Annotated in this window: 22 protein-coding genes; 13 read left to right on the forward strand and 9 right to left on the reverse strand. The window is 72.5% G+C overall.

Annotated elements, in window-relative coordinates; all coding sequences use genetic code 11:
* Positions 1 to 121 precede the first annotated feature (121 nt).
* Positions 122 to 1,234, forward strand: a complete 1,113-nt coding sequence (locus tag KBY47_RS07445; protein ID WP_210920151.1) for a nitronate monooxygenase family protein — start codon at positions 122 to 124, stop codon at positions 1,232 to 1,234.
* A 20-nt stretch (positions 1,235 to 1,254) separates the two neighbouring features.
* Positions 1,255 to 2,805 carry an acyl-CoA synthetase gene (locus tag KBY47_RS07450; protein WP_210920152.1) on the forward strand — a complete coding sequence of 517 codons (1,551 nt, stop codon included), beginning with the start codon at positions 1,255 to 1,257 and terminating at the stop codon, positions 2,803 to 2,805.
* Positions 2,806 to 2,811: 6 nt separating this feature from the next.
* Here the strand turns inward: KBY47_RS07450 and KBY47_RS07455 are convergent, their stop codons facing one another.
* Positions 2,812 to 5,220, reverse strand: coding sequence for a penicillin acylase family protein (locus KBY47_RS07455; protein ID WP_210920153.1), 2,409 nt, complete (start codon positions 5,218 to 5,220; stop codon positions 2,812 to 2,814).
* 111 nt (positions 5,221 to 5,331) lie between these two features.
* Between KBY47_RS07455 and KBY47_RS07460 the strand changes: the two genes are divergently transcribed.
* Both KBY47_RS07460 and KBY47_RS07465 read left to right on the forward strand, forming a co-directional pair.
* Entirely contained in the window at positions 5,332 to 6,828 is a 1,497-nt protein-coding gene (locus KBY47_RS07460) for an acyl-CoA synthetase (RefSeq protein ID WP_210920154.1), read from the forward strand.
* Between the two features lie 48 nt (positions 6,829 to 6,876).
* Positions 6,877 to 8,127: a hypothetical protein gene (locus tag KBY47_RS07465; RefSeq protein ID WP_210920155.1), complete on the forward strand. Its 1,251-nt coding sequence runs from the start codon at positions 6,877 to 6,879 to the stop codon at positions 8,125 to 8,127.
* A gap of 176 nt (positions 8,128 to 8,303) precedes the next feature.
* Here the strand turns inward: KBY47_RS07465 and KBY47_RS07470 are convergent, their stop codons facing one another.
* Positions 8,304 to 9,086, reverse strand: a complete 783-nt coding sequence (locus KBY47_RS07470; protein ID WP_210920156.1) for a hypothetical protein — start codon at positions 9,084 to 9,086, stop codon at positions 8,304 to 8,306.
* 64 nt (positions 9,087 to 9,150) lie between these two features.
* A complete protein-coding gene (locus tag KBY47_RS07475; RefSeq protein ID WP_210920157.1) occupies positions 9,151 to 10,173 on the reverse strand; it encodes an aldo/keto reductase in 1,023 nt (340 codons plus the stop codon).
* A 115-nt stretch (positions 10,174 to 10,288) separates the two neighbouring features.
* On the opposite strand from KBY47_RS07475, the gene KBY47_RS07480 reads away from it, so the two are divergent.
* Complete coding sequence (locus KBY47_RS07480) at positions 10,289 to 10,903, forward strand: TetR/AcrR family transcriptional regulator (RefSeq protein WP_210920158.1); 615 nt, start codon at positions 10,289 to 10,291, stop codon at positions 10,901 to 10,903.
* Here KBY47_RS07480 and KBY47_RS07485 read toward each other — a convergent pair.
* Together KBY47_RS07485 and KBY47_RS07490 are read right to left on the reverse strand one after the other, a co-directional pair.
* The gene (locus tag KBY47_RS07485) at positions 10,897 to 11,646 is read right to left on the reverse strand and encodes an SDR family oxidoreductase (protein ID WP_210920159.1); all 750 of its coding nucleotides are present in this window, start codon (positions 11,644 to 11,646) and stop codon (positions 10,897 to 10,899) included. The two genes, KBY47_RS07480 and KBY47_RS07485, sit on opposite strands and share 7 nt — an antisense overlap.
* A 14-nt stretch (positions 11,647 to 11,660) precedes the next feature.
* The gene (locus KBY47_RS07490; RefSeq protein WP_210920160.1) at positions 11,661 to 12,410 is read right to left on the reverse strand and encodes an SDR family NAD(P)-dependent oxidoreductase; all 750 of its coding nucleotides are present in this window, start codon (positions 12,408 to 12,410) and stop codon (positions 11,661 to 11,663) included.
* 117 nt (positions 12,411 to 12,527) lie between these two features.
* Here KBY47_RS07490 and KBY47_RS07495 point away from each other — a divergent pair, with 117 nt between their 5' ends.
* Complete coding sequence (locus KBY47_RS07495; protein ID WP_210920161.1) at positions 12,528 to 13,127, forward strand: TetR/AcrR family transcriptional regulator; 600 nt, start codon at positions 12,528 to 12,530, stop codon at positions 13,125 to 13,127.
* A gap of 79 nt (positions 13,128 to 13,206) precedes the next feature.
* Here the strand turns inward: KBY47_RS07495 and KBY47_RS07500 are convergent, their stop codons facing one another.
* The 3 genes from KBY47_RS07500 to KBY47_RS07510 form a co-directional block, all read right to left on the reverse strand.
* Positions 13,207 to 13,938 carry an alpha/beta hydrolase gene (locus KBY47_RS07500; RefSeq protein ID WP_210920192.1) on the reverse strand — a complete coding sequence of 244 codons (732 nt, stop codon included), beginning with the start codon at positions 13,936 to 13,938 and terminating at the stop codon, positions 13,207 to 13,209.
* A 233-nt stretch (positions 13,939 to 14,171) separates the two neighbouring features.
* Positions 14,172 to 15,818 carry a ricin-type beta-trefoil lectin domain protein gene (locus tag KBY47_RS07505; RefSeq protein WP_210920162.1) on the reverse strand — a complete coding sequence of 549 codons (1,647 nt, stop codon included), beginning with the start codon at positions 15,816 to 15,818 and terminating at the stop codon, positions 14,172 to 14,174.
* A gap of 365 nt (positions 15,819 to 16,183) precedes the next feature.
* Positions 16,184 to 17,812, reverse strand: a complete 1,629-nt coding sequence (locus KBY47_RS07510) for an acyl-CoA synthetase (protein WP_210920163.1) — start codon at positions 17,810 to 17,812, stop codon at positions 16,184 to 16,186.
* A gap of 195 nt (positions 17,813 to 18,007) precedes the next feature.
* On the opposite strand from KBY47_RS07510, the gene KBY47_RS07515 reads away from it, so the two are divergent.
* The 7 genes from KBY47_RS07515 to KBY47_RS07545 all read left to right on the forward strand — a co-directional run bounded on the left by KBY47_RS07515 (position 18,008) and on the right by KBY47_RS07545 (position 24,166).
* Entirely contained in the window at positions 18,008 to 18,811 is an 804-nt protein-coding gene (locus KBY47_RS07515; RefSeq protein ID WP_210920164.1) for a crotonase/enoyl-CoA hydratase family protein, read from the forward strand.
* An 18-nt stretch (positions 18,812 to 18,829) separates the two neighbouring features.
* Positions 18,830 to 19,771, forward strand: a complete 942-nt coding sequence (locus KBY47_RS07520) for a Zn-ribbon domain-containing OB-fold protein (RefSeq protein ID WP_210920165.1) — start codon at positions 18,830 to 18,832, stop codon at positions 19,769 to 19,771.
* A complete protein-coding gene (locus tag KBY47_RS07525) occupies positions 19,768 to 20,829 on the forward strand; it encodes a thiolase domain-containing protein (RefSeq protein WP_210920166.1) in 1,062 nt (353 codons plus the stop codon). The genes KBY47_RS07520 and KBY47_RS07525 overlap by 4 nt, the downstream gene beginning before the upstream one ends.
* The gene (locus tag KBY47_RS07530) at positions 20,826 to 21,992 is read left to right on the forward strand and encodes a thiolase domain-containing protein (RefSeq protein ID WP_210920167.1); all 1,167 of its coding nucleotides are present in this window, start codon (positions 20,826 to 20,828) and stop codon (positions 21,990 to 21,992) included. The genes KBY47_RS07525 and KBY47_RS07530 overlap by 4 nt, the downstream gene beginning before the upstream one ends.
* Positions 21,993 to 22,076: 84 nt before the next feature.
* On the forward strand, positions 22,077 to 22,319 hold the full coding sequence (locus tag KBY47_RS07535; RefSeq protein ID WP_210920168.1) for a DUF397 domain-containing protein: 243 nt from the start codon (positions 22,077 to 22,079) through the stop codon (positions 22,317 to 22,319).
* Positions 22,320 to 22,426: 107 nt separating this feature from the next.
* Entirely contained in the window at positions 22,427 to 23,329 is a 903-nt protein-coding gene (locus tag KBY47_RS07540) for a universal stress protein (protein ID WP_210920169.1), read from the forward strand.
* Positions 23,330 to 23,668: 339 nt separating this feature from the next.
* Positions 23,669 to 24,166, forward strand: coding sequence for a hypothetical protein (locus tag KBY47_RS07545; protein WP_210920170.1), 498 nt, complete (start codon positions 23,669 to 23,671; stop codon positions 24,164 to 24,166).
* A gap of 13 nt (positions 24,167 to 24,179) precedes the next feature.
* On the opposite strand, the gene KBY47_RS07550 is transcribed toward KBY47_RS07545, so the two are convergent.
* On the reverse strand, positions 24,180 to 26,090 hold the full coding sequence (locus KBY47_RS07550; RefSeq protein WP_210920193.1) for an N-acetylmuramoyl-L-alanine amidase: 1,911 nt from the start codon (positions 26,088 to 26,090) through the stop codon (positions 24,180 to 24,182).
* Positions 26,091 to 26,393 lie beyond the last annotated feature (303 nt).

Consider the following 26,393-nt stretch of genomic DNA (forward strand, 5'->3'; position numbering starts at 1 on the left):
TTGCGCGGTGAAACTTTCGTGTCAGTCGGGGGCCGTGTCAACCGGGTGCCCGGCATCAGTAATCTGACGACCCATCAGAACACCTCTTCCCTCCTCCGGAGGAAACCGGCATCCTGCGCCCATGCAGACGGAGCTGAGCAAGACACTCGGAGTCGAGCACGCCGTCTTCGGCTTCACGCCGTTCCCCGCCGTCGCCGCGGCCATCAGCCGGGCCGGGGGCTTCGGGGTGCTCGGCGCGGTCCGCTACACGGCCCCCGACGACCTCAAGCGCGACCTGGACTGGATCGAGGCCCACGTCGGGGGCAGGCCGTACGGCCTCGACGTGGTCATGCCCGCCAAGAAGGTCGAGGGCGTCACCGAGGCCGATGTCGAGGCGATGATCCCCGCCGAGCACCGGAAGTTCGTCACCGACACCCTCGCCAAGTACGGCGTTCCCGAACTCGCCGCGGGCGAGGCGTCCGGGTGGCGCATCACCGGCTGGATGGAACAGGTCGCCCGCACCCAGCTCGACGTCGCCTTCGACTACCCGATCCGCCTGCTCGCCAACGCCCTCGGCTCCCCGCCCGCCGACGTCGTCGACCGCGCCCACGGGCGGGACGTCCTGGTCGCCGCGCTCGCGGGCAGCGCCCGGCACGCCCGCAAGCACCAGGAGGCGGGCATCGACATCGTCGTCGCGCAGGGCTACGAGGCGGGCGGCCACACCGGTCAGATCGCCACCATGGTCCTCACCCCCGAGGTCGTCGAGGCCGTCGCCCCGCTGCCCGTGCTGGCGGCAGGCGGCATCGGCAGCGGCGAACAGGCCGCCGCCGCGCTCGCCCTCGGTGCCCAGGGCGTCTGGCTGGGCTCGGTGTGGCTCACCACCACCGAGGCCGACCTCGCCTCGCCCGCACTGCGCCGCAAACTGCTCGCCGCGGGCTCCGGGGACACCGTCCGCTCCCGCGCCCTCACCGGCAAACCCGCGCGCCAGCTGCGTACCGAATGGACCGAGGCCTGGGACGACCCGGACGGCCCCGGCACGCTCCCCATGCCCTTGCAGGGGCTGCTGGTCGCCGAGGCGGTCTCCCGCATCCAGAAGCACGAGGTCGAACCGTTGCTCGGCACCCCCGTCGGCCAGATCGTCGGCCGGATGACCAGCACCCGAAGCGTCCAGGCCGTCCTCGACGACCTCACCCGGGGCTTCGAACGGGCCGTCGACCGCCTCGGCCGGATCGCCGGACGGGGGGAACCGGCATGACCACACCAGAGGGAACCGGCATGACCACACCCCCCACCGGCTTCTGGGCGCAGGCCACCGCAGACCCCGGCCGCACCGTCCTGATCGCCCCCGACGGCGAGGAGTGGACCGCAGGACGCCTGCACTCCGCCGCCAACCAGCTCGTCCACGGACTGCGCGCCGCGGGCCTCACCCGCGGTGACGCCTTCGCCGCCGTCCTCCCCAACGGCCCCGAGTTCCTCACCGCCTACCTGGCCGCCACCCAGGCCGGTCTCTACCTCGTACCCGTCAACCACCACCTCGTCGGCCCCGAGATCGCCTGGATCGTCGCCGACTCCGGCGCCAAGGTCCTGCTCGCGCACGAGCGGTTCGCCGACGCCGCCCGGCGGGCCGCCGACGAGGCGCGGCTGCCGACCGGCCACCGGTACGTCATCGGTGCCGCCGAGGGCTTCCGGCCGTACCCCGAACTCCTCGCCGGGCAGCCCCAGTCGCCGCCCGCCGACCGCACCCTCGGCTGGGTGATGAACTACACCTCCGGCACCACCGGCCGCCCGCGCGGCATCCGGCGCCCGCTGACCGGGAAGCTGCCCGAGGAGTCGTACCTCGGTGGATTCCTCGGCATCTTCGGCATCCGGCCGTTCGACGGCAACGTCCACCTCGTCTGCTCGCCGCTCTACCACACGGCCGTCCTCCAGTTCGCGGGCGCCTCCCTGCACATCGGCCACCCCCTGGTGCTGATGGACAAGTGGACGCCCGAGGAGATGCTCCGCCTGATCGACACCCACCGCTGCACCCACACCCACATGGTGCCGACCCAGTTCCACCGCCTGCTCGCGCTGCCGCGGCGGGTGCGCGAGGCGTACGACGTGTCGTCGATGCGGCACGCCATTCACGGTGCCGCGCCCTGCCCCGACCATGTGAAACGAGCCATGATCGACTGGTGGGGCAGCTGTGTGGAGGAGTACTACGCGGCCAGCGAGGGCGGCGGCGCCTTCGCCACCGCCGAGGACTGGCTGAAGAAGCCCGGCACCGTCGGCAGGGCGTGGCCGATCAGCGAGATCGCGATCCTCGACGACGACGGCAACCGCCTGCCGCCCGGCCAACTCGGCACCGTCTACCTCAAGATGAACACCGGCGGCTTCGCCTACCACAAGGACGCGGACAAGACCCGCAGGAACCGCATCGGCGACTTCTTCACCGTCGGCGACCTCGGCCACCTCGACGAGGACGGCTACCTCTTCCTGCGCGACCGCAAGATCGACATGATCATCTCCGGTGGTGTGAACATCTACCCGGCGGAGATCGAGTCCGCCCTGCTCGCCCACCCCGCCGTCGCCGACGCCGCCGCCTTCGGCGTCCCGCACGACGACTGGGGCGAGGAGGTCAAGGCGGTCGTCGAACCCGCCCCCGGCCAGGAGCCGGGCGACGCCCTCGCCGCCGCCCTCCTCGCCCACTGCGCCGAACGCCTCGCGGGCTACAAACGCCCGCGCAGCGTCGACTTCGTCACCGAGATGCCCCGCGACCCCAACGGCAAGCTCTACAAGCGGCGGCTGCGGGACCCGTACTGGGAGGGCCGGTCCCGCCCGCTGTGACCGCGCTCAGCGTTCACGCACCCTGACCACCTCCAGCGCGGGCGACGACAGGATGTCCTTCTCGCAGAACCGGGAGGTCACCCACCGCTCGCCGGAGAACAGCCGCGTCTGGTCGCTGTGGTGGGCCGAGCCCGGGTCCGAGGACTGGGAGTACGACAGCAGGGTGCGGGCGACCGGGCAGCGGCCGCCGTCCCAGCCGACGGCCTGGATGTAGCTGGAGCCGGTCGTCACCTCCGTGTAGCCGCCGTGCGCCGGGTCCCACACCGGCTCGATCTTGTTCCACACGCCCAGCGACTCGGTGCCGCCGGGCACCGGTATGCGCTCCCCGCCGCGTACGACGAACTGGTGCTCCCTGAGCCGGGAGTCCAGCGCGATGCCCGCCGCCCGCAGCTCGGCGACCGCGTCCGCGAGGGCCGTGGCGAACCCGGGCACGTCCGTGGCGAGCGTGTGCGGCGTGGCCACCGGGTCCGCCGCCGAGAACGGCGCCTTCCACAACTGGTCCGCGGGCACCCGCGCCGTCAGCTTCCGCCAGAACCGGTCGAACAGCAGCGCGCCCCGGCTGCCGGTGTCCATGGTCCGGTCCCAGGCCGCGATCACCGGGCAGGCCGCCGACACGTCGACCGCCGCCCCGTCGCTGCCGGTCGCGGTACCGCCGGGCAGCGCGGCACACGCCCGCGCCACGTCCCCGGCGGCCAGATCACCCGCGGGCGCCCGGTCCGCGAACTGCTGCCGCTGGAGGTCCCGTACGGTCAACCGGCCGCGCTCCGCCATCGCCGCCACGTCCTCGACCGCCCCGCGGGTGCGCATGCTGCGCGGCGTGCCGACGGTGCCGAACACCCGCTCGTACCCGGTCAGCGGCCGGTCCGCGTTGGCCAGCCAGGCGCTGTCGTTGGAGTTCTCCGCGTACGGCGCGTCCGTCAGCGTCGGCATCCGCGCGGGCCCCATGATGCCCGGCTCCACGGCGTCCGGGTCCCGGCCCAGCGCGCAGTCGCTCCGGGAGCCGTCAAGGACCGCCACCCCGGACGCCGGGTAGGTGACCCGGCCCAGCGGCGTCGAACAGCGGTCCGCCAGCTCGTCGGTGATGCGGGGCAGCACCTGGGACTGGGTGAACAGGGTGTGGCCCCGGGAGTCCGCGGCGATCGTGTTCACCCACGGCAGGCCCTGGGTGCGCCGCAGCGCGGCCAGGACGTCCCTGGCGGAGCGGGCCTCGGAGAAGCCGAGCGCGGTGTCGGAGGCGCGCAGGTTGGTGGCGTTGGGGTCGTTCAGCGCGTAGGCCGTCGTGGTCGTCCACGGCAGCGGCAGCGCGGCGCCCAGCGAGGTGACCACCGGTCCGTACCGCGTCCACCACTGGGTGCGGGTCACCCGCTCCCCGCCCGCGACCGCCACCGTGACCGTCCGCTCGGTCATGCGCTCGGCCTTGCCGTCCACGAGGTAGACCGTCGGGTCGGCCGGGTCCAGCGTCAGCTGGTGCACGTTGAGGGGGACACCGGTGGCGACGGTGTGGCTCCACGCCACATGGGCGTTGTGGCCGATGGACACGGTCGCCGAGCCGAGCAGCGAGCCGCCCGCGACGTTCAGCCTGCCGGGGATGGTCTGCTGCGACTGCCAGAAGCGGCGCCCGCCCTGCCACGGGTAGTGCGGGTTGCCGAGCAGCAGCCCCCGCCCGTTCGCGGTGGTGGCGCCGCTGAAGGCGACCGCGTTGGAGCCCATGTCGGCGTCGGAGGCGAACAGTTCACGGGCGGCACGGGCGGTGTCGGCGGCGTCCGGGGGAGCCGGAGCCGTCGCGGCGGACGTGGGCGGCTGCGCGGCGGTGATGCCGTCCACGGCCCGCCCCTGACCGCCGAGCACGGCGAGCGCGTACCCACGCACGGCCACGTCCAGGGCGGTCACCGGGCGCACCCAGCCGGCGCCCGCGCAGGCCGGGTCGGTGACCCGGTTCTGCCGCAGCCAGGCGTTGTACCCGGCGGCGAAGCCCCGCATCAGCTCCTTCGCCTCCCGGCTCGGCCCGGCCGGTGCCGGCCTGGCGAGCAGCTTCTCCACGGTGCCCGCCTCCCGCACACCCCGGAAGAACAGGTCGCTGGAGAGGTTCCGGGAGGCCGAGGAGAGCGAGAAGTCGGGCGCGGCGTCCGGCCCGAAGTACCGGGAGCGTTCACCGCGCACGGTCACGAAACCGTCGGCGAGCACACACACCTGGTCGGCGGCCTGCGCCCACCCGGTGCCGAAGCCGAGGTCGGCGTGGCTGCGCGCGACGATGTGCGGAATGCCGTACTCGGTGTAGCGGATGACGGCGGACAGACCGCCGTGCGAGGGACGTTCCTGGCGGCCCTGCCGCTCGGCGGCGGCCGCGGGCAGCGCGGTCACGGCCGTGAGCAGGGCGACGGCCGTGACGGCGAGCCGTCTCAGGCGGGTGCGCATCGTGCCTCCCAACGTCGTCGGGGGAAGGAGCGGTTGAGCGTACCAGCGGGTATGTCCCTTGGCGGGGCGCGGTATTGACCTCCTCGACCCGTGAACCGAGGATCGGATGCCATGACGCCCCGACACGGCAGCACGGTCGACGGGGTGCTGCGGCGCAGCGCCCGCCGCACCCCGGCACGCGTCGCGGTCGCCTACCGCGACCGCTCCTGGACCTACGACGAACTCGACACGGCGGTCTCCCGCGCCGCGACCGTCCTCCTCGACCAGGGCCTCGCACCCGGCGACCGCGTCGCCGCCTACGGCCACAACTCCGACGCCTACCTCATCGCCTTCCTCGCCTGCGCCCGCGCGGGCCTGGTGCACGTCCCCGTCAACCAGAACCTCACCGGCGACGACCTCGCCTACCTCGTCGGCCAGTCGGGCAGCACCCTCGTCCTCGCCGACCCCGACCTGGCCGCGCGCCTCCCGGACGGCACCCGGGCGCTGCCCCTGCGGGACACCGACGACTCCCTGCTCGCTCGACTGGCCACCACCACGCCGTACGACGGACCCGAACCGCGCACCGAGGACCTGGTGCAGCTGCTCTACACGTCCGGCACGACCGCCCTGCCCAAGGGCGCGATGATGACGCACCGCGCGCTGGTGCACGCCTACCTCAGCGCCATCACCGCCCTCGACCTCAGCGCGGGCGACCTGCCCGTGCACGCGCTGCCGCTCTACCACGCCGCCCAGACGCACGTGTTCCTGATGCCGTACCTGGCGGTCGGGGCGACCAACGTCATCCTCGACGCACCCGACGGCGACCGGCTCTTCGACCTGATCGAGACGGGCCGCGCGGACAGCGTCTTCGCCCCGCCCACCGTCTGGATCGGCCTGGCCAACCGCCCCGACTTCGCCACCCGGGACCTCAGCGGCCTGCGCAAGGCCTACTACGGGGCGTCGATTATGCCGGTGCCCGTCCTGGAACGGCTCCGCGAACGGCTGCCGGACCTCGCCTTCTACAACTGCTTCGGACAGAGCGAGATCGGCCCCCTGGCCACCGTCCTCGGACCGGACGAGCACGAGGGCCGCCTCGGCTCCTGCGGCCGGCCCGTCCTCTTCGTCGACGCGCGGGTCGTGGACGACAAGGGCATCGACGTGCCCGACGGCACCCCGGGCGAGGTCGTCTACCGCTCCCCGCAACTGTGCGAGGGCTACTGGGACAAGCCCGAGGAGACCGCCGAGGCGTTCCGGGACGGCTGGTTCCGCTCCGGCGACCTGGCCGTCCGCGACGCCGACGGCTACTTCACCATCGTCGACCGTGTGAAGGACGTCATCAACTCCGGGGGCGTCCTGGTCGCCTCACGCCAGGTCGAGGACGCCCTCTACACCCATGACGCCGTCGCCGAGGCCGCCGTGGTCGGCCTGCCCGACGACAAGTGGATCGAGGCGGTGACCGCCGTCGTCGTCCCCCGCGGCGAGGTCACCGAGGCGGAGCTGATCGCCCACGCCCGGGAACGGCTGGCCGCCTTCAAAGCGCCGAAACGGGTGGTGTTCGTGACCGAACTGCCGCGCAACGCCAGCGGCAAGATCCTCAAGCGGGAACTGCGGGACCGGCTGGCCGGTTAGCGTGTGGCTCCGGGTGCCGGGGGCCGACGAGGAAGGCGGGTACGGCGGTTGAGCGACGAACTGCTGACCGCGACGGGGGTGCGGCAGGCGGTGTCCGTGGTGCTGCCGCTGGTGCTGGAGGCCGAACCGGACTGGCCGCGCGGCCCGTTGCCGTTCGGCCCCGAGGGCGCCCCGTGGGACGCGGAGCGGCGGGGCGGCTACTTCGCGCCCGGACCGGCGCGCGCCCTCTACGGCGGCCGGTGGCACCGATCGGTGTCCGTCACCGAGGGCCCGCTCACCCTGGTGGGCCTGGAGGTCCTGAGGGTGGCGACGCCCAAGGAGCCCCGACGGGCGCTCGGCGTCCTGCACTTCGACGTCCGCGGTCCGGGGCTGCTCGCCGTGCTGCGGGCCATCGGGCGCCGCCCCCGCGCCCTGCCCGACCCGCTGACCGGAGCCCTTGACCCGGCCGTGCTGTTCGCCGGGGTGGCCGACACCGCGCCGCCGCGCGCACCGTTCGCGCTGGCCCGCCCGTACACCGTGGCGTTCCTCACCCCCGGGGAGCGGCACACCGCCGTACTCCGGGCCGAGGGGCGGCTGCCCGCCGCGGCGGACGGCTGGCTGCACGCCCTGGCCGCGCGGGCGACGGAGCGGGACAACCCCCCGACACCGGAGCGCCTGGAGCGCGTCGCCGCCGAGGCGGTGCGGATCTCCGCCGACTGGAGCGCCCTGGTCGGCCGTCACGGCGCGGCCTTCCTCGGGCACCGGTCCGACAGCGGGGACGGCGACTTCTACGCGTTCGCGCTGGAACTGGCACGGACCGTGCACCTGGACGCGCTGCTGTTCGGCATGGTCCAGCGCGACCACCTCGACGCGCTGGGCGACGAACTCTCCACCCTCTTCGCCGACTCCACCGGCCTGGCGCGGCGCGTCTCCGCGCTGGAGCGGCACATCACCGTCTTCCGCAGCACCTACTGGCGGCGGCACCAGACCGTGCACGGCCCCGCCGACGGCCTGCTGCGGGCCTTCCAGACACAGCACCGGCTGCCGGAGCTGTTCGCGGACGTGCTGGCCGAGGCGGCCGACTACGGCCGGATCGTGCAGACCCGGGACAACCAGCAGATCGCCGGTGCGCTGGGCGTCCTGACGATTCTCGGCCTGCCGCTGGGCACCGCGCTCTCCGTGCTCCAGGTGCTGGGCGACGACGACGTCGGGCACCTGCTGATCGCCCTCGGCGCCGCCTGCGCCGCCACGGCGGCCGCGCTGACCACCCGCTACGGACGCCTCGTCCTGGCGTCACTGCGGTCGGGCCCGCGGCCCTGATGCCGCGTACCCGTACACCACATGCACCGCGTCCCCGTACCGCCCGCCGCCCGGATGGACCAGGCTCCCGCGCCCCGGCATGGCGTGCCGTCCGGTGCGCCGTCCGTGCCACGCCGGTGAGGGGCCAACGGCTGCTCATCCGGTGGGACAGGGCTGTGTCGCGGTGCCGTGGCCCGTCAGGAGGACCGTGCGGCTGCGATCATCTCGACCGTCGCGGCGAACTCGATCGCCAGGTGCAGCTTGTGCCCGTCGACCAGTTCCGTCGGCGTCTTCGCGGGGAACAGCGCGCAGAGCTTGACGAGGAGGCCGTTGGGCAAGGGCTTGCACTGGTGGTAGGCGATGATGTCGATCGGGGTGTCATCGCTGGTCAGCCGCACGTGTCCGGACAGGAGCAGCTGGAAACCGTCGTCGAGGCCGAAGGGTGCCGGGAGGGCCGGGTCGACGGCGACCAGCACATCGGTCGGGGGGCCGTGCATACCGAACGTCTCCATGGCATAGGCGGCCCCGGGCCGTTCCGGGCAGAAGAAGAAGTGATCGGGATTGGCCGCCACGACCAACTTCTGGAGTTCGTCGAAATCGGTCACGTGGGCACGGAATTCGTCCAGGGTCACCCCGGTCACCGTGAGTTCGGCGCGCGCCTCGCGTAACGGCTGTCCGGCGGAGGCGGTGTTCCAGTCCTTCCACATCCGGTCCGACGCCCGCAGCGGCTCCGCGAAGAGCTCGCGCAGTCCCTGCGGGCCGTACGCCAAGGTCGTCGCCACGTTGATGTCATGTGCGTCCCTGGCGCTGAGGCAGTCGATCTCGTCGTCGGACAGCGGTTCGCCGTGGTGCTCGATGTGCGCGCCGAGCCGCTTCATCTGGTGGAGCACGTGCAGATCCCGGACATAGCGCAGCCTGTCGAGTTGCTCGGGGGAGTAGGGCTGGCCGTCGATGGTGCAGTCGATGGCGATGTCGCTCATGAGGAGACCTTTCTGAAGAGACCTTTCCGGTGCGGCGCCCGGCAGCACCGAGCGCCGCGGAGCGTCAGGCAGCCGCGCGTTCGCCGCGGGGTCGGCGGCGCAGGCTCGCGGTTTCCAGGGCGGGGGGCAGGTAGGTCTGGTCGAGGGTGCCGACGTCGGTGCCGGGCGGGACGATCTCGTCGATGCGGTCCAGGAGGTCGTCGTCGAGGACGACGTCGAGGCCGGCGAGGAGGTCGTCGAGGTGGTCCATCGTGCGCGGCCCGATGATGGCGCTGGTGACGCCGGGGTGGGCGATGGTGAACGCCGTGGCGAGGTGGGTCAGCGGCATGCCCGCCTCCTCGGCGAGCGGTATGAGCCGTTCGACGACGTCGATGCGGCGCGCGTCGTTGACGTGCTGGACGAAGCGCGCGCGGATCAGGGTGTTCTCCTGGTCCTTGCGCACGCGGCCGGTGAGCAGCCCCTGGGCGAGCGGACCCCACACCAGAGTGCCCATGCCGTACCGCTGCGCGGCGGGCAGGACCTCGCGCTCGATGCCGCGGTTGAGGAGGGAGTAGGGCGGCTGCTCGGTGCGGAAGCGCTCCAGGTTCCGGCGCTCGGCGACCCACTGCGCCTCGACGATGTCGCTGGCCGGGGTGGTGGAGGAGCCGATGGCGCGGACCTTTCCGCTGCGGATCAGGTCGGTGAGCGCGGAGAGGGTCTCCTCGACGTCGGTCGTGGGGTCCACACGGTGGATCTGGTAGAGGTCGATGTAGTCGGTTCGCAGGCGGCGCAGTGAGTTCTCCACCGCGGTCATGATCCAGCGCCGGGACGCGCCCTGCTGGTTGGGGTCCTTGCCCATCGGGCGGCTCACCTTGGTGGCCAGGACGACACTGTCACGGCGCCCCTTGAGCGCCTGGCCGACGACGTCCTCGGCGTCGCCGTAGGCGTCGGCGGTGTCGACGAAGTTGATGCCGGCGTCCAGCGCCTTGTGGATGACCCGGATCGAGTCGTCGTGGCCCGCCTTGTTGAGGGCCGTGGCGAACATCAGCGTGCCGAGGGCGTACGGGCTGACCTTGATGCCGGTGCGGCCCAGGGTGCGGTACTGCATGGGGTTCCCCCTGAGTCATGGCAGGGCAGCCGTGGGATGCCCTACCCTTGGGCTAAACGGAAAGGCTTTCCGGAACTATACGGAAAAGCTTTCCGCTTACGCAACAGGAGGGATCATGACCGAGAAGACGACGCCGGCCAGGGCACCCCGACGCCCCCGCGCGGACGCCCAGCGCAATGTGGACGCCCTCATCGAGGCCGCGAGGACCGTCTTCGACACCTCCGGCGTCGACGCGCCCGCGAAGGAGATCACCGACCTGGCCGGCGTCGGCGTCGGAACCCTCTACCGGCACTTCCCGTTGCGCTCCGACCTGGTCAAGGCGGTGGTGGAGAGCGGCATCGACGCATGCGCCGCGGCAGGACCGCAGCTCAGCGCCGCCCACGAGCCGGGCGAGGCGCTCGCCCGGTGGCTGCGCCGCTATACCGAGTTCCTCGGGACCAAACGGGGCCTGGCCCCGGCCCTCCACTCGGGCGATCCGGCCTACGAGGCCCTGCCCGGCTACTTCCTGGAGAAGGTCGGCCCCGCCCTCACGGCCCTGCTCGACAACGCGGCGGCCCACGGAGCGGTCCGCGCCGACGTCAGCGCCCACGACCTGCTCTACGCCATCGCCAACCTGTGCATGCCGGTACCCGGCAAAGGCCCGGAGTACAACCAGCGCATGGTCGCCCTCCTCATCGACGGGCTGCGCGTCCCCCGCCCGGGCACGCCGTCCGGCTCATCGCTTCAGTAGGCAAGCTCCCCGATGCCGCCGTCGACGCGCAGTACCGTCCCCGCGGTGTAGGCGGATTCGTCCGAGGCGAGATAGACCGCCGCCTTCGCCAACTCGGTGGCGGTTCCCAGGCGATGGAGGGGAACGGTCTGCCGGAGTTCCTCGTAGAGGGCGGCCTGGCGCTCGGGACCGAGGGACGCGAACGCGTTGGTGATCGTCGGTCCCGGGCTCAGCCCGTTGACGCGGATGCCCCGCTCCCTCAGCTCATGGGTCAGCCCGCGTGCGTAGGAGAGCAGGCCCGCCTTGGACGCGCCGTAGACCGTCGCGTTCTCGTGTCCGATGTACGCGGAGACGGAGCCGACGAGGATGACCGAGGACTGCTGCGAGAAGAGCGGCAGCAGGTCCCTGATCAGGAAGAACGGCGACTTGAGATTGGTTGCGAGGAGCCTGTCGAACGCCTCTTCGGTCCATGCCTCGATGGGGAGGTGGGTGATGTCGGCGGCGTTGCTCATCAGGATGTCGAGCTTCGGCCATTCCTCCCGGAGCCGTGCCGCGAGCGCCGCCTGACCGGGTACGTCGCCGGCGTCACTGGCGATGGTCAGCAGCGGGCCGCCCAACTGCCGGGCCGCCTCGTCCAGCCTTTCCCGGGAGCGGCCGGTGATGGCGACGGTCGCCCCCTCGGCGAGGAACTCGCGGGCCGTTTCCAGGCCGATGCCGCTCGTCCCCCCTGTGATCAGCGCGTGCTTTCCCGCAAGACGATCCATGTCCTGGCCCCTCCTCAGATCGCGGTGCGGCCACCGTCGGCGGCCACGACCGCCCCGGTCATGTAACTGGCCCGGTCACTGGCGAGAAAGGCGATCACCTGGGCCACCTCGGCGGGGTCGGAGGTGCGCTTGAGCGCGGTCGCCAGGCCCATGCCCCCCATGTCCGGGCCCATCGCCGCGACCACTTTCGAGGTGCGCATCGGACCCGGGGCGACGGCGTTGACGCGCACGTTCGACTCGGCGAATTCCGCCGCCCAGGTGCGGGTCAGCGATTCGAGCGCCGCCTTGGTGGCGCCGTAGACGGCCATGCCCGGTATGCCGAGGCCGGCCGCGGTCGAACTGACGTTGACGATGCTGCCGCCGCCACCCGCGGCCATCTTCTCCGCGAGCAGGGCGGTGAGCAGAAACGGGGCGCGCACATTGACCGCGAAGGCGGCGTCGTAGCTCGCGAGGTCCTGCCCGGCGGTCGGGGAGAACGTCATGACGCTCGCGTTGTTGACCAGGATGTCGACGGCTCCGGCATCCTCGGCCAGCTGCCGCACGCCCGTCGGCTCGGACGCATCGGCGGCGACGAAACGCACCGCTGCGGCGGACCCGCCACCGGCTGCGCGGAGGTCCTCCACGACCTGGGCACCGCGCTTGGGATCGGTGCCGGTCAGAACCAGGTCGGCGCCGCCCGCGGCCAGCACCTTGGCCGTCGCGTGCCCGAGTCCGCCGATCGCCCCGGATCCGGTGACGAGTGCCGTCTTACCTGCGAATTCCATTGCTCCACCCTTCATGTCGGCCCCTGCGGACCGACTTCTGTGCACCCGTTCAAGAAGTGCCGCAATGGAAGCTACGACTTCTTGAACGCTGAGTCAAGAAGTCGTAGTCTGGGCCACGTGGCACGAACCGGACGCCCGCGCGAGTTCGACAGGGAACAGACGCTGGAGCGCGCACTCGAACTGTTCTGGTCCCGGGGATACGGGGCGACGTCGATCCAGGACCTGGTCGACGTGCTGGCCGTCGAACGCGGCAGTCTCTACGGCGCGTTCGGTGACAAGCGCCGCTTCTACCTCGAGGCAGTCAGGCTCTACTGGGAGGTGTACGAGCGGCACCTGGTGGCCGCGCTCGACACCAGCCCGCTCCTGCCCGCCCTGCGGGAGATCCTGACCCATCCCGCGCGGCTGGACGAACTGATCTCCGATGCGGGGGCGCCGCAGGGCTGCCTGGTCGGCAACACGACCGCCGAACTCGTCCCCCGGGACGGCGAAGCCACGGAGATCGTCACCCGCTCGTACCGCCGGTTCGCCGACATCGTCGCCGACGCACTCCGCCGCGCACAGGCCGCCGGGGAAGTGACGGACACCCATCCCCCAGAGGCACAGGCACAGCTCCTGCTCTACGTCGTCCAGGGCCTCTCGCTCGTGTCGAGGGCGGGGCTCGACAGGACGGCGGCCCTGGCGGCGATCGACGCGGCGGTGGACGGATTGCGGGCGTGACGGGACCCCTCCGCCTCGTGGTGTACACGCCGCAGCCCGGCACCGACGCGCGCAGCGAACGCGGACTCCTTGCCCTGCGTTACTTCAGGTGTCGGGTGAAGAACCGCGCGGCGGCGTCCCCCGCGAACGGGGGGACGCCGGTGTGCCCGCCCATGTTGGCGTGCAGTGTCTTCTCCTTGGAGCCGAAGGCGTCGAACAGGTCCAGGGCGGCCTGCCGGTCGTTCCCTTCGTCGTCCCACTGAAGCAGCACGTGCAGCGGAATGGTGACCCGGCGGGCCTCCTCGAACATGCAGCGAGGCACGAAACTCCCAGCGAACAGAACGGCGGCCGAGAGTCGCGGCTCGACCACCGCCAGCCGGATCCCGATCGAGATCACTCCTCCCGAGTACCCGACCGGGCCGCCGGTCTCGGGCAGCGACAGGAGGGCGTCAAGGGCGGCCCGCCATTCAGGGACCGCCCTTTCGACCAGGGGGAGGACGAGCGCGTCGATGATCTCGTCGCTGACCGGCTCACCGGCTTCCACCGCCCGGCGCAGGTCGGCGCGGGCCTGCTCGGCGGCGGGCCAACCGGGCCGGTCACCGCTTCCGGGCGGCTCGATGGTGGCCGTGGCGAAGCCGTCCGCCGCGGCGTGCCGGGCCCGGGCCACCAGACGGGGGTACATCCTGCGCAGCCCGAGGGGAGGAGGGCTGAGCAGGATCAGCGGCGCCGGCGCGGACGCGGGCGGCGTCCAGAGGATGCCGGGGATCTCACCGAGGGTGAACGCGCGCTCGAGGACGCCGCCGTCGAGACGATGTTCAGAAGTGAAGTGCATGGTCGTGCCTTTCAGGAGTGCCATGGAACGGCGCTCCCGGACGACCTACCGCCCGACCGTGACCCCGGAGGGGAGCACCCATGTCGATACTGCGTTCACGGGTACCACCTCCTCGCTCTCTCGCACGGCCTCCGGGAACGTAGCAGTGTCCGCCGCGGTTCCGCCAACGGGTTTCCGCCCGCCACTGATTCGAGCACCGAAGGACGAGCAGCCAACCGCTGACGCCGTGTCGCTTACGCGCGGGTCCACTTCTGGTTGGCCTGGCCGTTGCAGGTCCACAGCACCAGCGGGGTCCCGTTGGCGGTACTGGCCCCGTTGGCGTCGAGGCACAGTCCGGAGTGGACGTTGCGGATCGTGCCGTCGGAGCCGAGGGTCCACTTCTGGTTGTTCTGGCCGTTGCAGGGCCAGGTGATGACACGGGTGCCGTTGGCGGTGCCCTGGTTGTAGGCGTCCAGGCACTTGTCGCCGTAGACGCGGATCTCGCCGCCCGCCCATGTGGTCCACAGCTGGTTGGCGGCTGTGTGGCAGTCCCACAGCAGGGTCGCGGCGCCGGCGGCCGTGGAGGCGTTGTCCACGTCCACGCAGCGTCCGGAGCCCTCGCCGCGCAGGCGTGAGGTGGTGGCGGCCAGCGGGCTGCCGCCGCTCACCCGGTACGCGGCGACACCGTGCGCGGGGACGCTCGCCGAGATCTGCCCGGACGTGCTCGACGTGCCGCCGGTCCACAGGTCGGTGAGGGTGAACGGCCCTGCGCCCAGGCCGATCTGGGCGGCCGTCGTGGTGACCGTCGCCGCGCTCCCGCCCCGGTTGAACAACCCCACCGCGACCGAACCGTCCGCCAGGGGCTTGGCGAACACCTCGGTGTTGCCGTCGTCGCGCACCCTGCGTCCGCCCGCGCCCAGGGAGTCCTGGTTCACCGCCAGCAGGCGCGGGTTGCGCAGGATCGCGCTGACGTCGGCGGACATCGTGCGGATGTCGTTGCCCGCCATCAGCGGGGCACTCATCAGCGCCCACAGGGCGAAGTGGGAGCGGGACTCGGTCAGCGACAGGCCGGGGCGGCCCACGACCAGCATGTCGGGGTCGTTCCAGTGCCCCGGGCCGGACTGTGCGGCCAGCGGCGCGTTGACGTCCACGACGTTGCCGACGCCCATCGGGTAGCTGTTGGTGTTGCCGTTCTGCCAGATGTCGAGCAGGTCCTCGGTCGTCCGCCACAGGTCGGCGACCTCGCCCCAGTTGTACGTGGAGCCCGTGATGGCGTGGAAGCTGTTGGGGTTGATGCTGTAGACGATCGGCCGACCGGTGGCGCGCAGGGCATCGCGCATCAGCGAGAACCGCGCGACCTGCTCGTCACGCGTGCCGCTCGAGGAACACCAGTCGTACTTCAGGTAGTCGACCCCCCACGAGGCGAACGTGTTGGCGTCCTGGACCTCGTGCCCCCTGCTCCCCGTGGAGCCCGGGTAAGTGCCCACGGTCTGCGCGCAGGTGCGCTCGCCCGGCACCTGGTAGATGCCGAACTTCAGGCCCTTGCTGTGGATGTAGTCCCCGAGGGCCTTCATCCCACTCGGGAACTTCGTCGGGTTGGCCCGCAGGTTGCCCTGCGCGTCACGCTGGGGGTCGAACCAGCAGTCGTCGACCACCACGTACTGGTAACCCGCGTCCAGCATGCCCGAGGACACCATCGCGTCGGCGGCCTGGCGGACCTGGGCCTCGGTGATCGAGCACCCGAAGCTGTTCCAGCTGTTCCACCCCAGGGGCGGGGTGAGCGCCGGACTGCCCGGCGCGGCCATGGCGGGGGACTGCGCTGAGGCCGTCACGGACGCGGTCACCGTCAGCGCGGCGGCCGTGAGGAGGCGGAACAGTCGTCCGCCTGATCGTCTGGGCACCGGAACTCCTTCGGCAGGGAGGACGGAAGAGAGCGAGCGTTCGAAATTTCGATCGACGTTCGGAAACACCAGGCGCCCCACGGATACTAGAGAGGCGACCGGGCATGTCAACGCCCCTCGGGGACCAGTGCGACCACCGAGGTCTGTTTCCGGCCCTCCGGGGGGCCGTCTCCGAGGGCGCGGACCCGCTCTGTACGCCGCCCGGCACCCCGACCTGCTCGCCCACTCGGCGGGCGGTCCTGGGGCGCCGCTGCTTCGGGTGATCGGGAGTGTTGGCCCGTGGGGTCTGACGTTGCACGCCGGATTGTTCACGTCGACGTCGGTCAGGGCACCCGGCCCCGGCGCGTCGCTGCCGCTGACACGGCCTAGCCGTCGGCCCCCATAGCCACCTCCCGTGCCCAGCGGTAGTCCGCCTTGCCGCTGGGGGAGCGGTGTATCTCGGGCGTGATGACCAGTTGGCGGGGGATCTTGTATCCGGCGAGGTGGGTGCGGCAGTGGGACTGGATTTGCGGCAGGGTCGGGCTCGGGGCGCCCTCGCGGAGTTGTACGACCGCCGCGACGTGGTGGCCCCACTGGGGGTCCGGTACTCCGGCGACCAGTGCGTCGTAGATGTCGGGGTGGGACTTGAGGGCCTGTTCGACCTCCTCGGGGTACACCTTCTCGCCGCCGGTGTTGATGCACTGCGAGCCGCGGCCGAGGACGGTGACGACGCCGTCCGCGTCGACGGTGGCCATGTCGCCGAGCAGCACCCAGCGCTCGCCGTCCTTCTCGAAGAACGTCTCGGCGGTTTTCCCGGGGTCGTTGTAGTAGCCGAGCGGGACGTGTCCGCACTGGGCGACCCTGCCCACCTCACCCGGCGCCACCGGGTCGAGGGTGGCCGGGTCCACCACGCGCGTACGGGAGTTGACGCGGATGCGGAAGCCGCGGGCGGGTCCGGAGTCCTCCGTCGCCGTGCCGTTGAAGCCGGACTCTGAGGAGCCGAAGTTGTTGAGCAGCGTCACATGCGGCACCAGCTCCAGGAACTGCCGCCGTACCGTCTCCGACATCACCGCCCCGGAGGAGGAGACGCTGAACAGTGACGAGCAGTCGGTGCCCTTCAGCGGTCCGGACAGGGCGTCGATCAGCGGCCGCAGCATCGCGTCGCCGACCAGCGAGATGCTCGACACGCGTTCCTTCTCGACCGTGCGCAGCACCTCCTCGGGCACGAACTTGCGGTGCAGCACCACGCGTTGCCCGAAGTTGAAGCCGATGAACGCGGTCAGCGTGGAGGTGCCGTGCATCAGCGGGGGAGTGGGGAAGAAGGTGAGGCCGCTGCCGCCCGCCGCGACACGTTCGGCGAGTTCCTCGGGGCGTCGTACCGGGTCGCCCGTGGGCGCGCCGCCGCCGAGGCCGGAGAAGAACAGGTCCTCCTGGCGCCACATCACGCCCTTGGGCATGCCCGTCGTGCCGCCGGTGTAGATGATGAACTGGTCGTCCCCGGAGCGGGGCGAGAAGGAGCGGGGCGCGAAGCCGCGGTCGGCTGATCCGGACTCCTCCGCCTCGGTGAAGTCCACCGCGTCGAGGGACGGCGTCCGGGCGCGGCCCACCCGCACCAGATGCCGCAGGCGGTCCGCCCGTCCCCGTACCGCGGCCACCCGATCCTCGAACTCCGCGTCGAAGAACAGACCGACGAGATCGGCGTCCCGGTAGAGGTAGGCCAACTCCTCCGCCACATAGCGGTAGTTGACGTTCACCGGCACGATTCGCGCCTTCAGACAGCCGAGGACCGTTTGCACGTACTCGACGCCGTTGTAGAGGTGCAGGCCCACGTGCTCGCCGGGGCGGACCCCGCTGTCCAGCAGGTGGTGGCCGATCCGGCCGGCCGCGGCGTCCAGCTGGGCGTAGGTCAGGCGGCGCTCCGCGCCCGTGCCCGGGTGGTCGGCGTACACGAGCGCCTCCCGGTCCGGCACCACGTCCGCGACCGACTCGAACAGGTCGGCAAGGTTGTACTCCACCGCTCCTCCTGACGCCGGACGGCCGGGCGGCCCGGGTCGCCACCCGGTTCGCCGGTCATCAGAGCAAAGGGCGGCGCAAGGGGGAAGGGTCCGCGCGGCGGAAATCTGACTGACTGTCAGAAAACCCTTGAAGTGGCTCCCCGCCTCCTGCAACCTGTTCTCGTTCCGCAGGCCGCACGGAGACGGAGGACGGCGATGAGTGGAACGGAACACCTCACCGTGCGGCGCGAAGGCGCCACCATGGTGCTCATCCTCAACCGGCCGGACAGCAAGAACGCGCTCTCGCTCCCGATGCTCGTCGGCCTCCACGACGGCTGGATCGAGGCCGACGCCGACGACACGGTCCGCTCCATCGTGCTCACCGGCGCGGGCGGCGCCTTCTGCGCGGGCATGGACCTCAAGACCCTCGCCGGGCAGCGGACCACGGACGGCGACCGGTACCGGGAACGACTGCGCGCCGACCCCGACCTGCACTGGAAGGCCATGCTGCGCCACCACCGCCCCCGCAAACCCGTGATCGCCGCCGTCGAGGGCCCCTGTGTCGCGGGCGGCACCGAGATCCTCCAGGGCACCGACCTGCGCTTCGCGGGCGAGTCGGCGACCTTCGGACTCTTCGAGGTCCGGCGCGGACTGTTCCCGATCGGCGGCTCCACCGTCCGTCTCCAGCGCCAGATCCCCCGCACCCACGCCCTCGAAATGCTGCTCACCGGCCGCCCCTACAGCGCCCGGGAAGCCGCCGGTATCGGGCTCATCGGCCATGTCGTGCCCGACGGCACCGCACTCGACGCCGCCCTGGAGACCGCCGAGCGGATCAACGCCTGCGGGCCCCTCGCCGTCGAGGCCGTCAAGGCGTCGGTGTACGAGACCGCCGACATGACCGAGACCGACGGCCTCGCCGCCGAACTGGGGCGCGGCTGGCCGATCTTCGACACCGCCGACGCCAAGGAAGGCGCCCGCGCCTTCACGGAGAAACGGCCGCCCGTCTACCGGCGCGCCTGACGTCCAAGGAGTGCACGGATGCCCGAAGTCCTCACCGCCCCGCTCGTCGTCGAGTTCCCCTTCACCCGCTCCCTCGGCCCCGTCCAGAGCGCCTTCCTCACCGGCCTGCGCGAACGCGTCGTCCTCGGCGTCCGCACCACCGACGGCCGCACCCTCGTCCCACCCGTCGAGTACGACCCCGACACCGCCGACGAACTCCACGAACTGTTCGAGGTCGCCCCCACCGGCACCGTCACCACCTGGGCCTGGAACCCCGCTCCCCGCCCCGGCCAGCCCCTCACCACCCCCTTCGCCTGGGCCCTGGTCCGCCTCGACGGCGCCGACACCGCCCTCCTGCACGCCCTCGACGCCCCCGGACCCGACGCCGTCCGTACCGGCCTGCGCGTCCGCGTCCGCTGGGCCGCCGAACGCACCGGCGCCATCACCGACATCGCCTGCTTCGAGCCGTACGACGGCCCGCCCGCCCAACCCACCGGCCACACCGGCGAGTTCACCGACCCCGTCACCGGCATCGTCGCCCCCGCCCGCCTCGACTACGTCCACAGCCCCGGCCGCGCCCAGTCCGCCCACCTCGCCGCGCTCACCGAACACCGCGTCGTCGGCGAACGCTGCCCCACCTGCCACAAGGTGTACGTCCCACCCCGCGGCGCCTGCCCCACCTGCGGCGTCGCCACCCGCGAACAGGTCGAGGTCGGCCCGCGCGGCACCGTCACCACCTTCTGCGTCGTCAACATCGCCGCGAAGAACCTCGACATCGAGGTCCCCTACGTCTACGCCCACATCGCCCTCGACGGCGCCGACCTTGCCCTGCACGGCCGCATCGGCGGCATCCCCTACGACCAGGTGCGCATGGGCCTGCGCGTCGAACCGGTGTGGCACGAGGGCTCCCGCTTCCCCGACCACTACCGGCCGTGCGGCGAACCCGACGCGGAGTACGAGACGTACAAGGAGCTGCTGTGACCGCCGCCCACCCGCGCGACATCGCCGTCGTCGCCTTCGCCCAGACCGTCCACCGGCGCACCACCGAGGAACTCTCCGAGGTGGAGATGCTGATGCCGGTGCTGCACGACGTCCTCGCGCGGACCGGCCTGCGCACCGCTGACATCGGCTTCACCTGCTCCGGCTCCTGCGACTACCTCGCCGGACGCGCCTTCTCCTTCACCCTCGCCCTCGACGGCGTCGGCGCCTGGCCGCCCATCTCCGAGTCGCACGTCGAGATGGACGGCGCCTGGGCCCTGTACGAGGCATGGACCAAGCTGCTCACCGGCGACGCCGACACCGCGCTCGTGTACTCCCACGGCAAGTCCTCGCCGGGCTCCCCACGCGACGTCCTCACCCGCCAGCTCGACCCGTACTATCTCGCCCCCCTGTGGCCCGACTCCGTCTCCCTCGCCGCCCTCCAGGCCCAGGCCCTCATCGACGCGGGCCACACCGACGAAGACGCCCTCGCCGCGGTCGGCGCCCGCAATCGCGCCGCCGCCACCGCCAACCCGCACGCCCAGCTGCGCGGCCCCGTCCCGCAGGGCGACTACGTCGTACGGCCGCTGCGCACCGGCGACTGCCCGCCCATCGGCGACGGCGCCGCCGCCGTCGTCCTCGCGGCGGGGGAGCGGGCCCGCGAACTGTGCGCACGCCCCGCCTGGATCCGCGGCCTCGACCACCGCGTCGAACCCCACTCCCTCGGCGTCCGCGACCTCACCGACTCCCCCTCCACCCGTCTCGCCGCCGAACACGCCGGAGCCTTCGAACGGCCCGTCGACACCGCCGAACTGCACGCCCCGTTCAGCTCCCAGGAGATCGTCCTGCGCCGCGCGCTGCGGCTGGACGACCAGGTCAGCGTCAACCCGTCCGGCGGCGCGCTCGCCGCCAACCCGCTGATGGCCGCCGGACTCGTCCGCGTCGGCGAGGCCGCCGCCCGCATCCACCGCGGCGACTCCGACCGGGCCCTCGCCCACGCCACCTCCGGCCCCTGTCTGCAACAGAACCTGGTCGCCGTACTCGAAGGAGATCCACGATGAGCAGGGAACCCGTCGCCGTCGTCGGGATCGGCCAGACCAAGCACGCCGCCGCCCGCCGGGACGTGTCCATCGCCGGGCTGGTCCGCGAGGCCGCCCGCCGCGCCCTCACCGACGCCGAGCTGACCTGGGCCGACGTCGACGCCGTCGTCATCGGCAAGGCACCCGACTTCTTCGAGGGCGTGATGATGCCGGAGCTGTACCTCGCCGACGCCCTCGGCGCCGTCGGCAAACCCCTGCTGCGGGTGCACACCGCGGGCTCGGTCGGCGGCTCCACCGCCCTCGTCGCCGCGAACCTCGTCGCCGCCCGCGTCCACCGCACCGTCCTCACCGTCGCCTTCGAGAAGCAGTCCGAGTCCAACGCCATGTGGGGACTGTCCCTGCCCGTCCCCTTCCAGCAGCCGCTGCTCGCCGGAGCGGGCGGCTTCTTCGCCCCGCACGTCCGCGCCTACCTGCGGCGCAGCGGCGCCCCCGACACCATCGGCTCCCTCGTCGCCCACAAGGACCGCCGCAACGCCCTGAGGAACCCCTACGCCCACCTCCACGAACACGACCTCACCCTGGAGAAGGTCCAGGCCTCGCCCATGCTCTGGGACCCCATCCGCTACTCCGAGACCTGCCCCTCCTCCGACGGCGCCTGCGCCATGGTCCTCACCGGCCGCGCCGGGGCCGCCCGCGCGCCCCGACCGCCCGCCTGGATGCTCGGCGGCGCCATGCGCAGCGAACCCACCCTCTTCGCGGGCAAGGACTTCGTCTCCCCGCGCGCCGGACGCGACTGCGCCGCCGACGTCTACCGCCAGGCCGGGATCGACGACCCGCGCCGCGACATCGACGCCGCCGAGATCTACGTGCCGTTCTCCTGGTACGAGCCGATGTGGCTGGAGAACCTCGGCTTCGCCGCCGAGGGCGAGGGCTGGAAGCTCACCGAGTCCGGCGCCACCGCCCTCGACGGCGACCTGCCCGTCAACATGTCCGGCGGGGTGCTCTCCACCAACCCCATCGGCGCCTCCGGCATGATCCGCTTCGCCGAGGCGGCTCTCCAGGTGCGTGGCCAGGCCGGGGAACACCAGGTCGACGGGGCACGACGGGTGCTCGGCCACGCCTACGGCGGCGGCTCGCAGTTCTTCGCCATGTGGCTCGTCGGCAGCCGCCCGCCGGACTCCTGAAAGGTCCCCCTCACGTGGCCTGTCCGCGGTGGGAACCGAAAGCTAGGCTGGCCCGCGGACGACGGAATCGGGAGGAGCACGGACGTGGCCGAGAGCACCATCCAGCAGCAGCCGCTCACCGGCTGGGACAAGCCGGAGCTGGACCTGAGCAACGCCCAGTGGCAGTCCAGCAGCCGAGGCCTGGGGGATGTCCAGATCGCCTTCGTCGAGGGATTCATCGCCATGCGCAACAGCGGTCGCCCGGAGAGCCCTTCACTGATCTTCACCCCCGCCGAGTGGGGCGCCTTCGTCTCGGGCGCCCGGGACGGGGAGTTCGACCTCACCTGACACGCCAGGGCGTGAATTTCCGGACACGCGACCCCGTACGCCGGGCTGGGGCCCGGTCGTGAGCCAGGCTGGCCCGAGGAAGGTCGCACCCCGGAGGTGAGGAACCCATGAGCACCCTGCCGGTCATCGCGGCGGTCGACGGCTCGGACGACAGCCTGCGCGCCCTGGACTGGGCGCTGGACGCCGCCCGCGGACGCGGCGCGCCGCTACGGGTGGCGCACGTGCGGCAGTACGCCCTGTGGGCGCAGGTCGGGGAGGCCGCCGAGCTGCCCGACCCCGCCGACGACCCCGTCCTCGCCCAGGCCCGCGCCCATCTGGAGGGGCGCAGCGACCCGGCGGACGTGGACTACGTCGGCCTGGAGGGCGCGCCCGGTCCGCTGCTGTCGGAACTCGGCGCGGACGCCGGGCTGCTGGTCCTCGGCTCCCGGGGCCGCGGCGGCTTCGCCAGCCTGCTGCTCGGCTCCAGCAGCCTCACCGCCGCCCGGGACGCCGAGTGCCCGGTCGTGGTGGTGCCCCGGCCCGGCCGCGAGATCCACGACGCCCCGCCGGTGCCGCCCGGCGCCCGCGTGGTCGTCGGCCTCAACACCGACAGCCCCGACGACGCCCTGCTCGACTTCGCCTTCGCCGAGGCCGCGCGGCGTGCCGCCCGCCTCCAGGTGATCGCCGCGTACCCGTGGCCGGTGCAGATCTGGGCGGGCTCCACCGGGGAGCTGATCGCCACCGGAGTCGACCAGGACGCCGTCGAGAACGAGACCCGTGCCCTCCTCGACGGCTTCCTCGCCCCGCACCGCGGCCGCCACCCCGACCTCACCGTCGACCCCACCCCGGCCCCCGGCGACGCCGCCGGACAACTCGTCGCCGCCTCCAAGGACGCCGAACTGGTCGTCGTGGGCCGCCACCGCCGCCGCCTGCTGGCCCCCGCCCGCATGCTGGGCAGCGTCACCCACGCCGTCCTCCTGCACGCCGCGAGCCCCGTGGCGGTGGTCCCCCCGTCCCCGCCCCACGACTGACACACCCGCCGCCGCCCGTCCCGGACGCCGGCCGGACTCGCCCGCCGCGCGTGCCTCACCTCTGTCCGCGAGCCGGGGCGCCCGCACTGACCGCCCCGCCCCCCGACGACCGCCGCGCCCGGTTCCGATGTCGTCCGCGCAGGACGGGCTCGCCCCCGCGGGGGTTGTCGCCGCCCCGGCCCAGCCGCGGTCGCGCGGGAGGGCCGCGCCCGCCGCGTGCCCGCCCCCCGGTCAGGAGGCGGGACGGCCGTACCAACAGCACCGCACCCCCGCCCACGCCCAGCAGATCAAGTCCCGCCCGCACGGCGCGAGGCACCCCCGGCCACGTACCATGGCGGCATGTCGTTCCTCCGCCGCCGCAGTGCCACGCCCGCCGGGCCCGACTTCGACGTACTGGCCATGGACCCGGGCGACTGGCCCGGCAATCTCGGTGCCGGGCTGCTGCCCGCGCCCGACGGCAGCTGCCAGGGCGTCTTCCTGCGTTACGACCTGTTCGGCGGCCGCGGCCCCGCGATGATCATCGGGAACCTCCCGGAGGGCTCCCCGGCCCGCGAGATCGCCGAGGACCAGGTGCCCTTCGAGGTGGCCCAGTTGCTGCTCGCGCTGGAGAACGACGAGGAGGTCACCGTCGTCGGCACCGAGGACGTGCCGGTGATGCAGGGCGACAACCTGCTGATCGTGCGCCGCGTCAAGCTCTCCGAGAGCCGGATCTCCTGCGTTCAGTTCGACCGCAGCGACAACGTCCTGGTGACCATCGCCGCCTGGGACCGCCCCATCACCGACGACCTCTACGCCCTGCTGAAGCCGCTCCCGGCGGAGCTGTTCCAGCAGGGCTGAGGTCCCCCGGCCCCTACGACCCCGACGGCACCGCCGTCACGTCCGCGGCCCGCACGAACGCCACCCGGTGGCCGTACTGGATCTCGTAGTACTGGTCGGAGCCCCGCACCACCCGGTGCCCGGCGGTGTCGAAGGTGACCGCGTAGTAGTACTCGCCGGGCACCTTGTCCCCGACCACGTACCGCTGACCCGCGGGCAGCGTGTACGGCAGCGGGGACACCGCCTGCGCGGGCACCCCCGCCGGGTACGCGCCCGCCTCCGGGTAGGCGCGGCCGTAGACGGGAACGCTCTCGCGGCCCTCCTTCGGCGTCACCACCAGGCCCTTCGCGGACACTGCCACCGGCTGCGCGGCCGGGTTGCGGAACCAGGCCTTCTGGCCGAGGAACCAGATCGCCGTCCACTCCCCGCTGCGCCCCGCGACCGCGTACTGCTGCCCCGTGGAGACCCGTGAGCCGATGTCGTTGACATCGGTCGTGGAGCCGGAGCCGTCCGGGCGCAGTCCGATGTCCTTGATCAGCGGGTAGTCCTCACCGGGACCGGAGTACAGCCGGACCGCGCTGGAACCGTGCACCGCGCACGGCTCGCCCCGGGTGGCGCAGCCGGTGAACTCCGGCCGGTTGGCGGCGTACTCCGGCAGGATCGTCACCAGACCGCCGGACGGACCCGCCGTCGCCTCGAAGGGGCGGCCGAGCAGCTCGAAGTAGTGCCGCCAGTCCCAGTACGGCCCCGGGTCGGTGTGCATCCCGGGGACGGTCCCGGAGGTGGGGCCGGGTACCGTGTCGTGGCCGAGGATGTGCTGCCGGTCCAGCGGGACGCCGTACTTCTTCGCCAGGTACTTCACCAGCCGCGCCGAGGACCGGTACATCGCCTCCGTGTACCAGGCGTCCGGGCTGGCGAGGAAGCCCTCGTGCTCCAGGCCCACCGACTTGGCGTTGACGTACCAGTTGCCCGCGTGCCAGGCCACGTCCTTCGCCTTCACGTGCTGCGCGATGTGCCCGTCCGTGGAGCGCAGTGAGTAGTGCCAGGAGACGTACGTCGGGTCCTGCACCATGTGCAGCACGCCCTCCCAGGCGCCCTCCGTGTCATGGACGACGATGTAGTCGATGTCCTGGGACGCCGGACGGTTCGCCAGGTCGTGGTTGCCGTAGTCGCCGTCGCCGAACTCCTCGTACGGCGCCGGGATCCACTCGCAGGACACCGACTTCGGGCACTCGGTGCCGTCCGCGGCTGCCGGCCGCAGACCCGCCCGCCCCAGCTGGGCGGTGTCCGGGGCGAGGCCGGGGCGTGCGGGCAGCTCGACCGTCTGGCCCGCGTCGGTGCGGCGCTGAGCGCCGCCGCGGATCACGTCGTACACGTCGTCGGCGTACGCCGCCGCCGTCGACCGGTCGTCGGCGCCGGAGAACCGCGCCACCGCCCCGTACCAGTCCGTCGGATCCGCGCTGAGGGGCTCGCCCAGCTCCCGCTGGGCCGCGGCCAGCAGCGCGGCGCCGCCCGCCACATTGGCCACCGGGTCGGTGCGCAGCGCCTCGGGGCTCAGACCGGTCAGCTCGGCCGCCCGCGGCAGGGTGCGCAGCCGGGCGGGAAGCTCCACGCCGTCCAGCGACGGTTCCGCTTCGGGCAGCAGCGCCGGGCGGGCGCTGTCGCCGCGCGGGTCCTCCGTGCCCTCGGCGTGGTGCCCGGCGCCCGCCAGCGCGGTGCGGGCGTCGGTGAGGTGCATCGGGCCGTAGCCGCCGGTCACGCTGGGCGCCCCGGCATGGGTGTCCCAGCGGGACTGGAGGTAGGAGACGCCGAGCAGCACGCTCTGTGGCACCTGGTACTCGGCGGACGCCGCGGCGAACGCCGACTGGAGCCCGGCGACGGCCGGGACGCGGGCCTCGGCGGGGGCGGCGGCCAGCAGGGGCAGCAGCAGCGCCCCGCAGGCCATGGTCTGGGCGGCCCTGGTCAAGGGCGCGCGGACGGATCCTCGCAATGCGGTCTCCTGTGACGGTGGGGGACGGTGAGCCGTGCGGGGCCGGGCGTGTCAGTCGTACCGGCTGTCCGACGATCCGTCAATCATGCCCACTCGCCGGTGATTTCCCATGTCAGACCAGGTGGCGAGGAGTTTCGCCGTGGCGGTGCCCGGGCCTGCGGCGCGTCACTGGCGTACACCAATGATCACGGCGGCCGGAGGTCCGGAGCCGGAGACGACGACGCCCGCGGCGCGCCCCTGTCCCAGGCGCACCGCGGG

Origin of the sequence: Streptomyces sp. B93 (assembly GCF_018070565.1) — a bacterium.
Classification (GTDB): Bacteria; Actinomycetota; Actinomycetes; order Streptomycetales; family Streptomycetaceae; genus Streptomyces.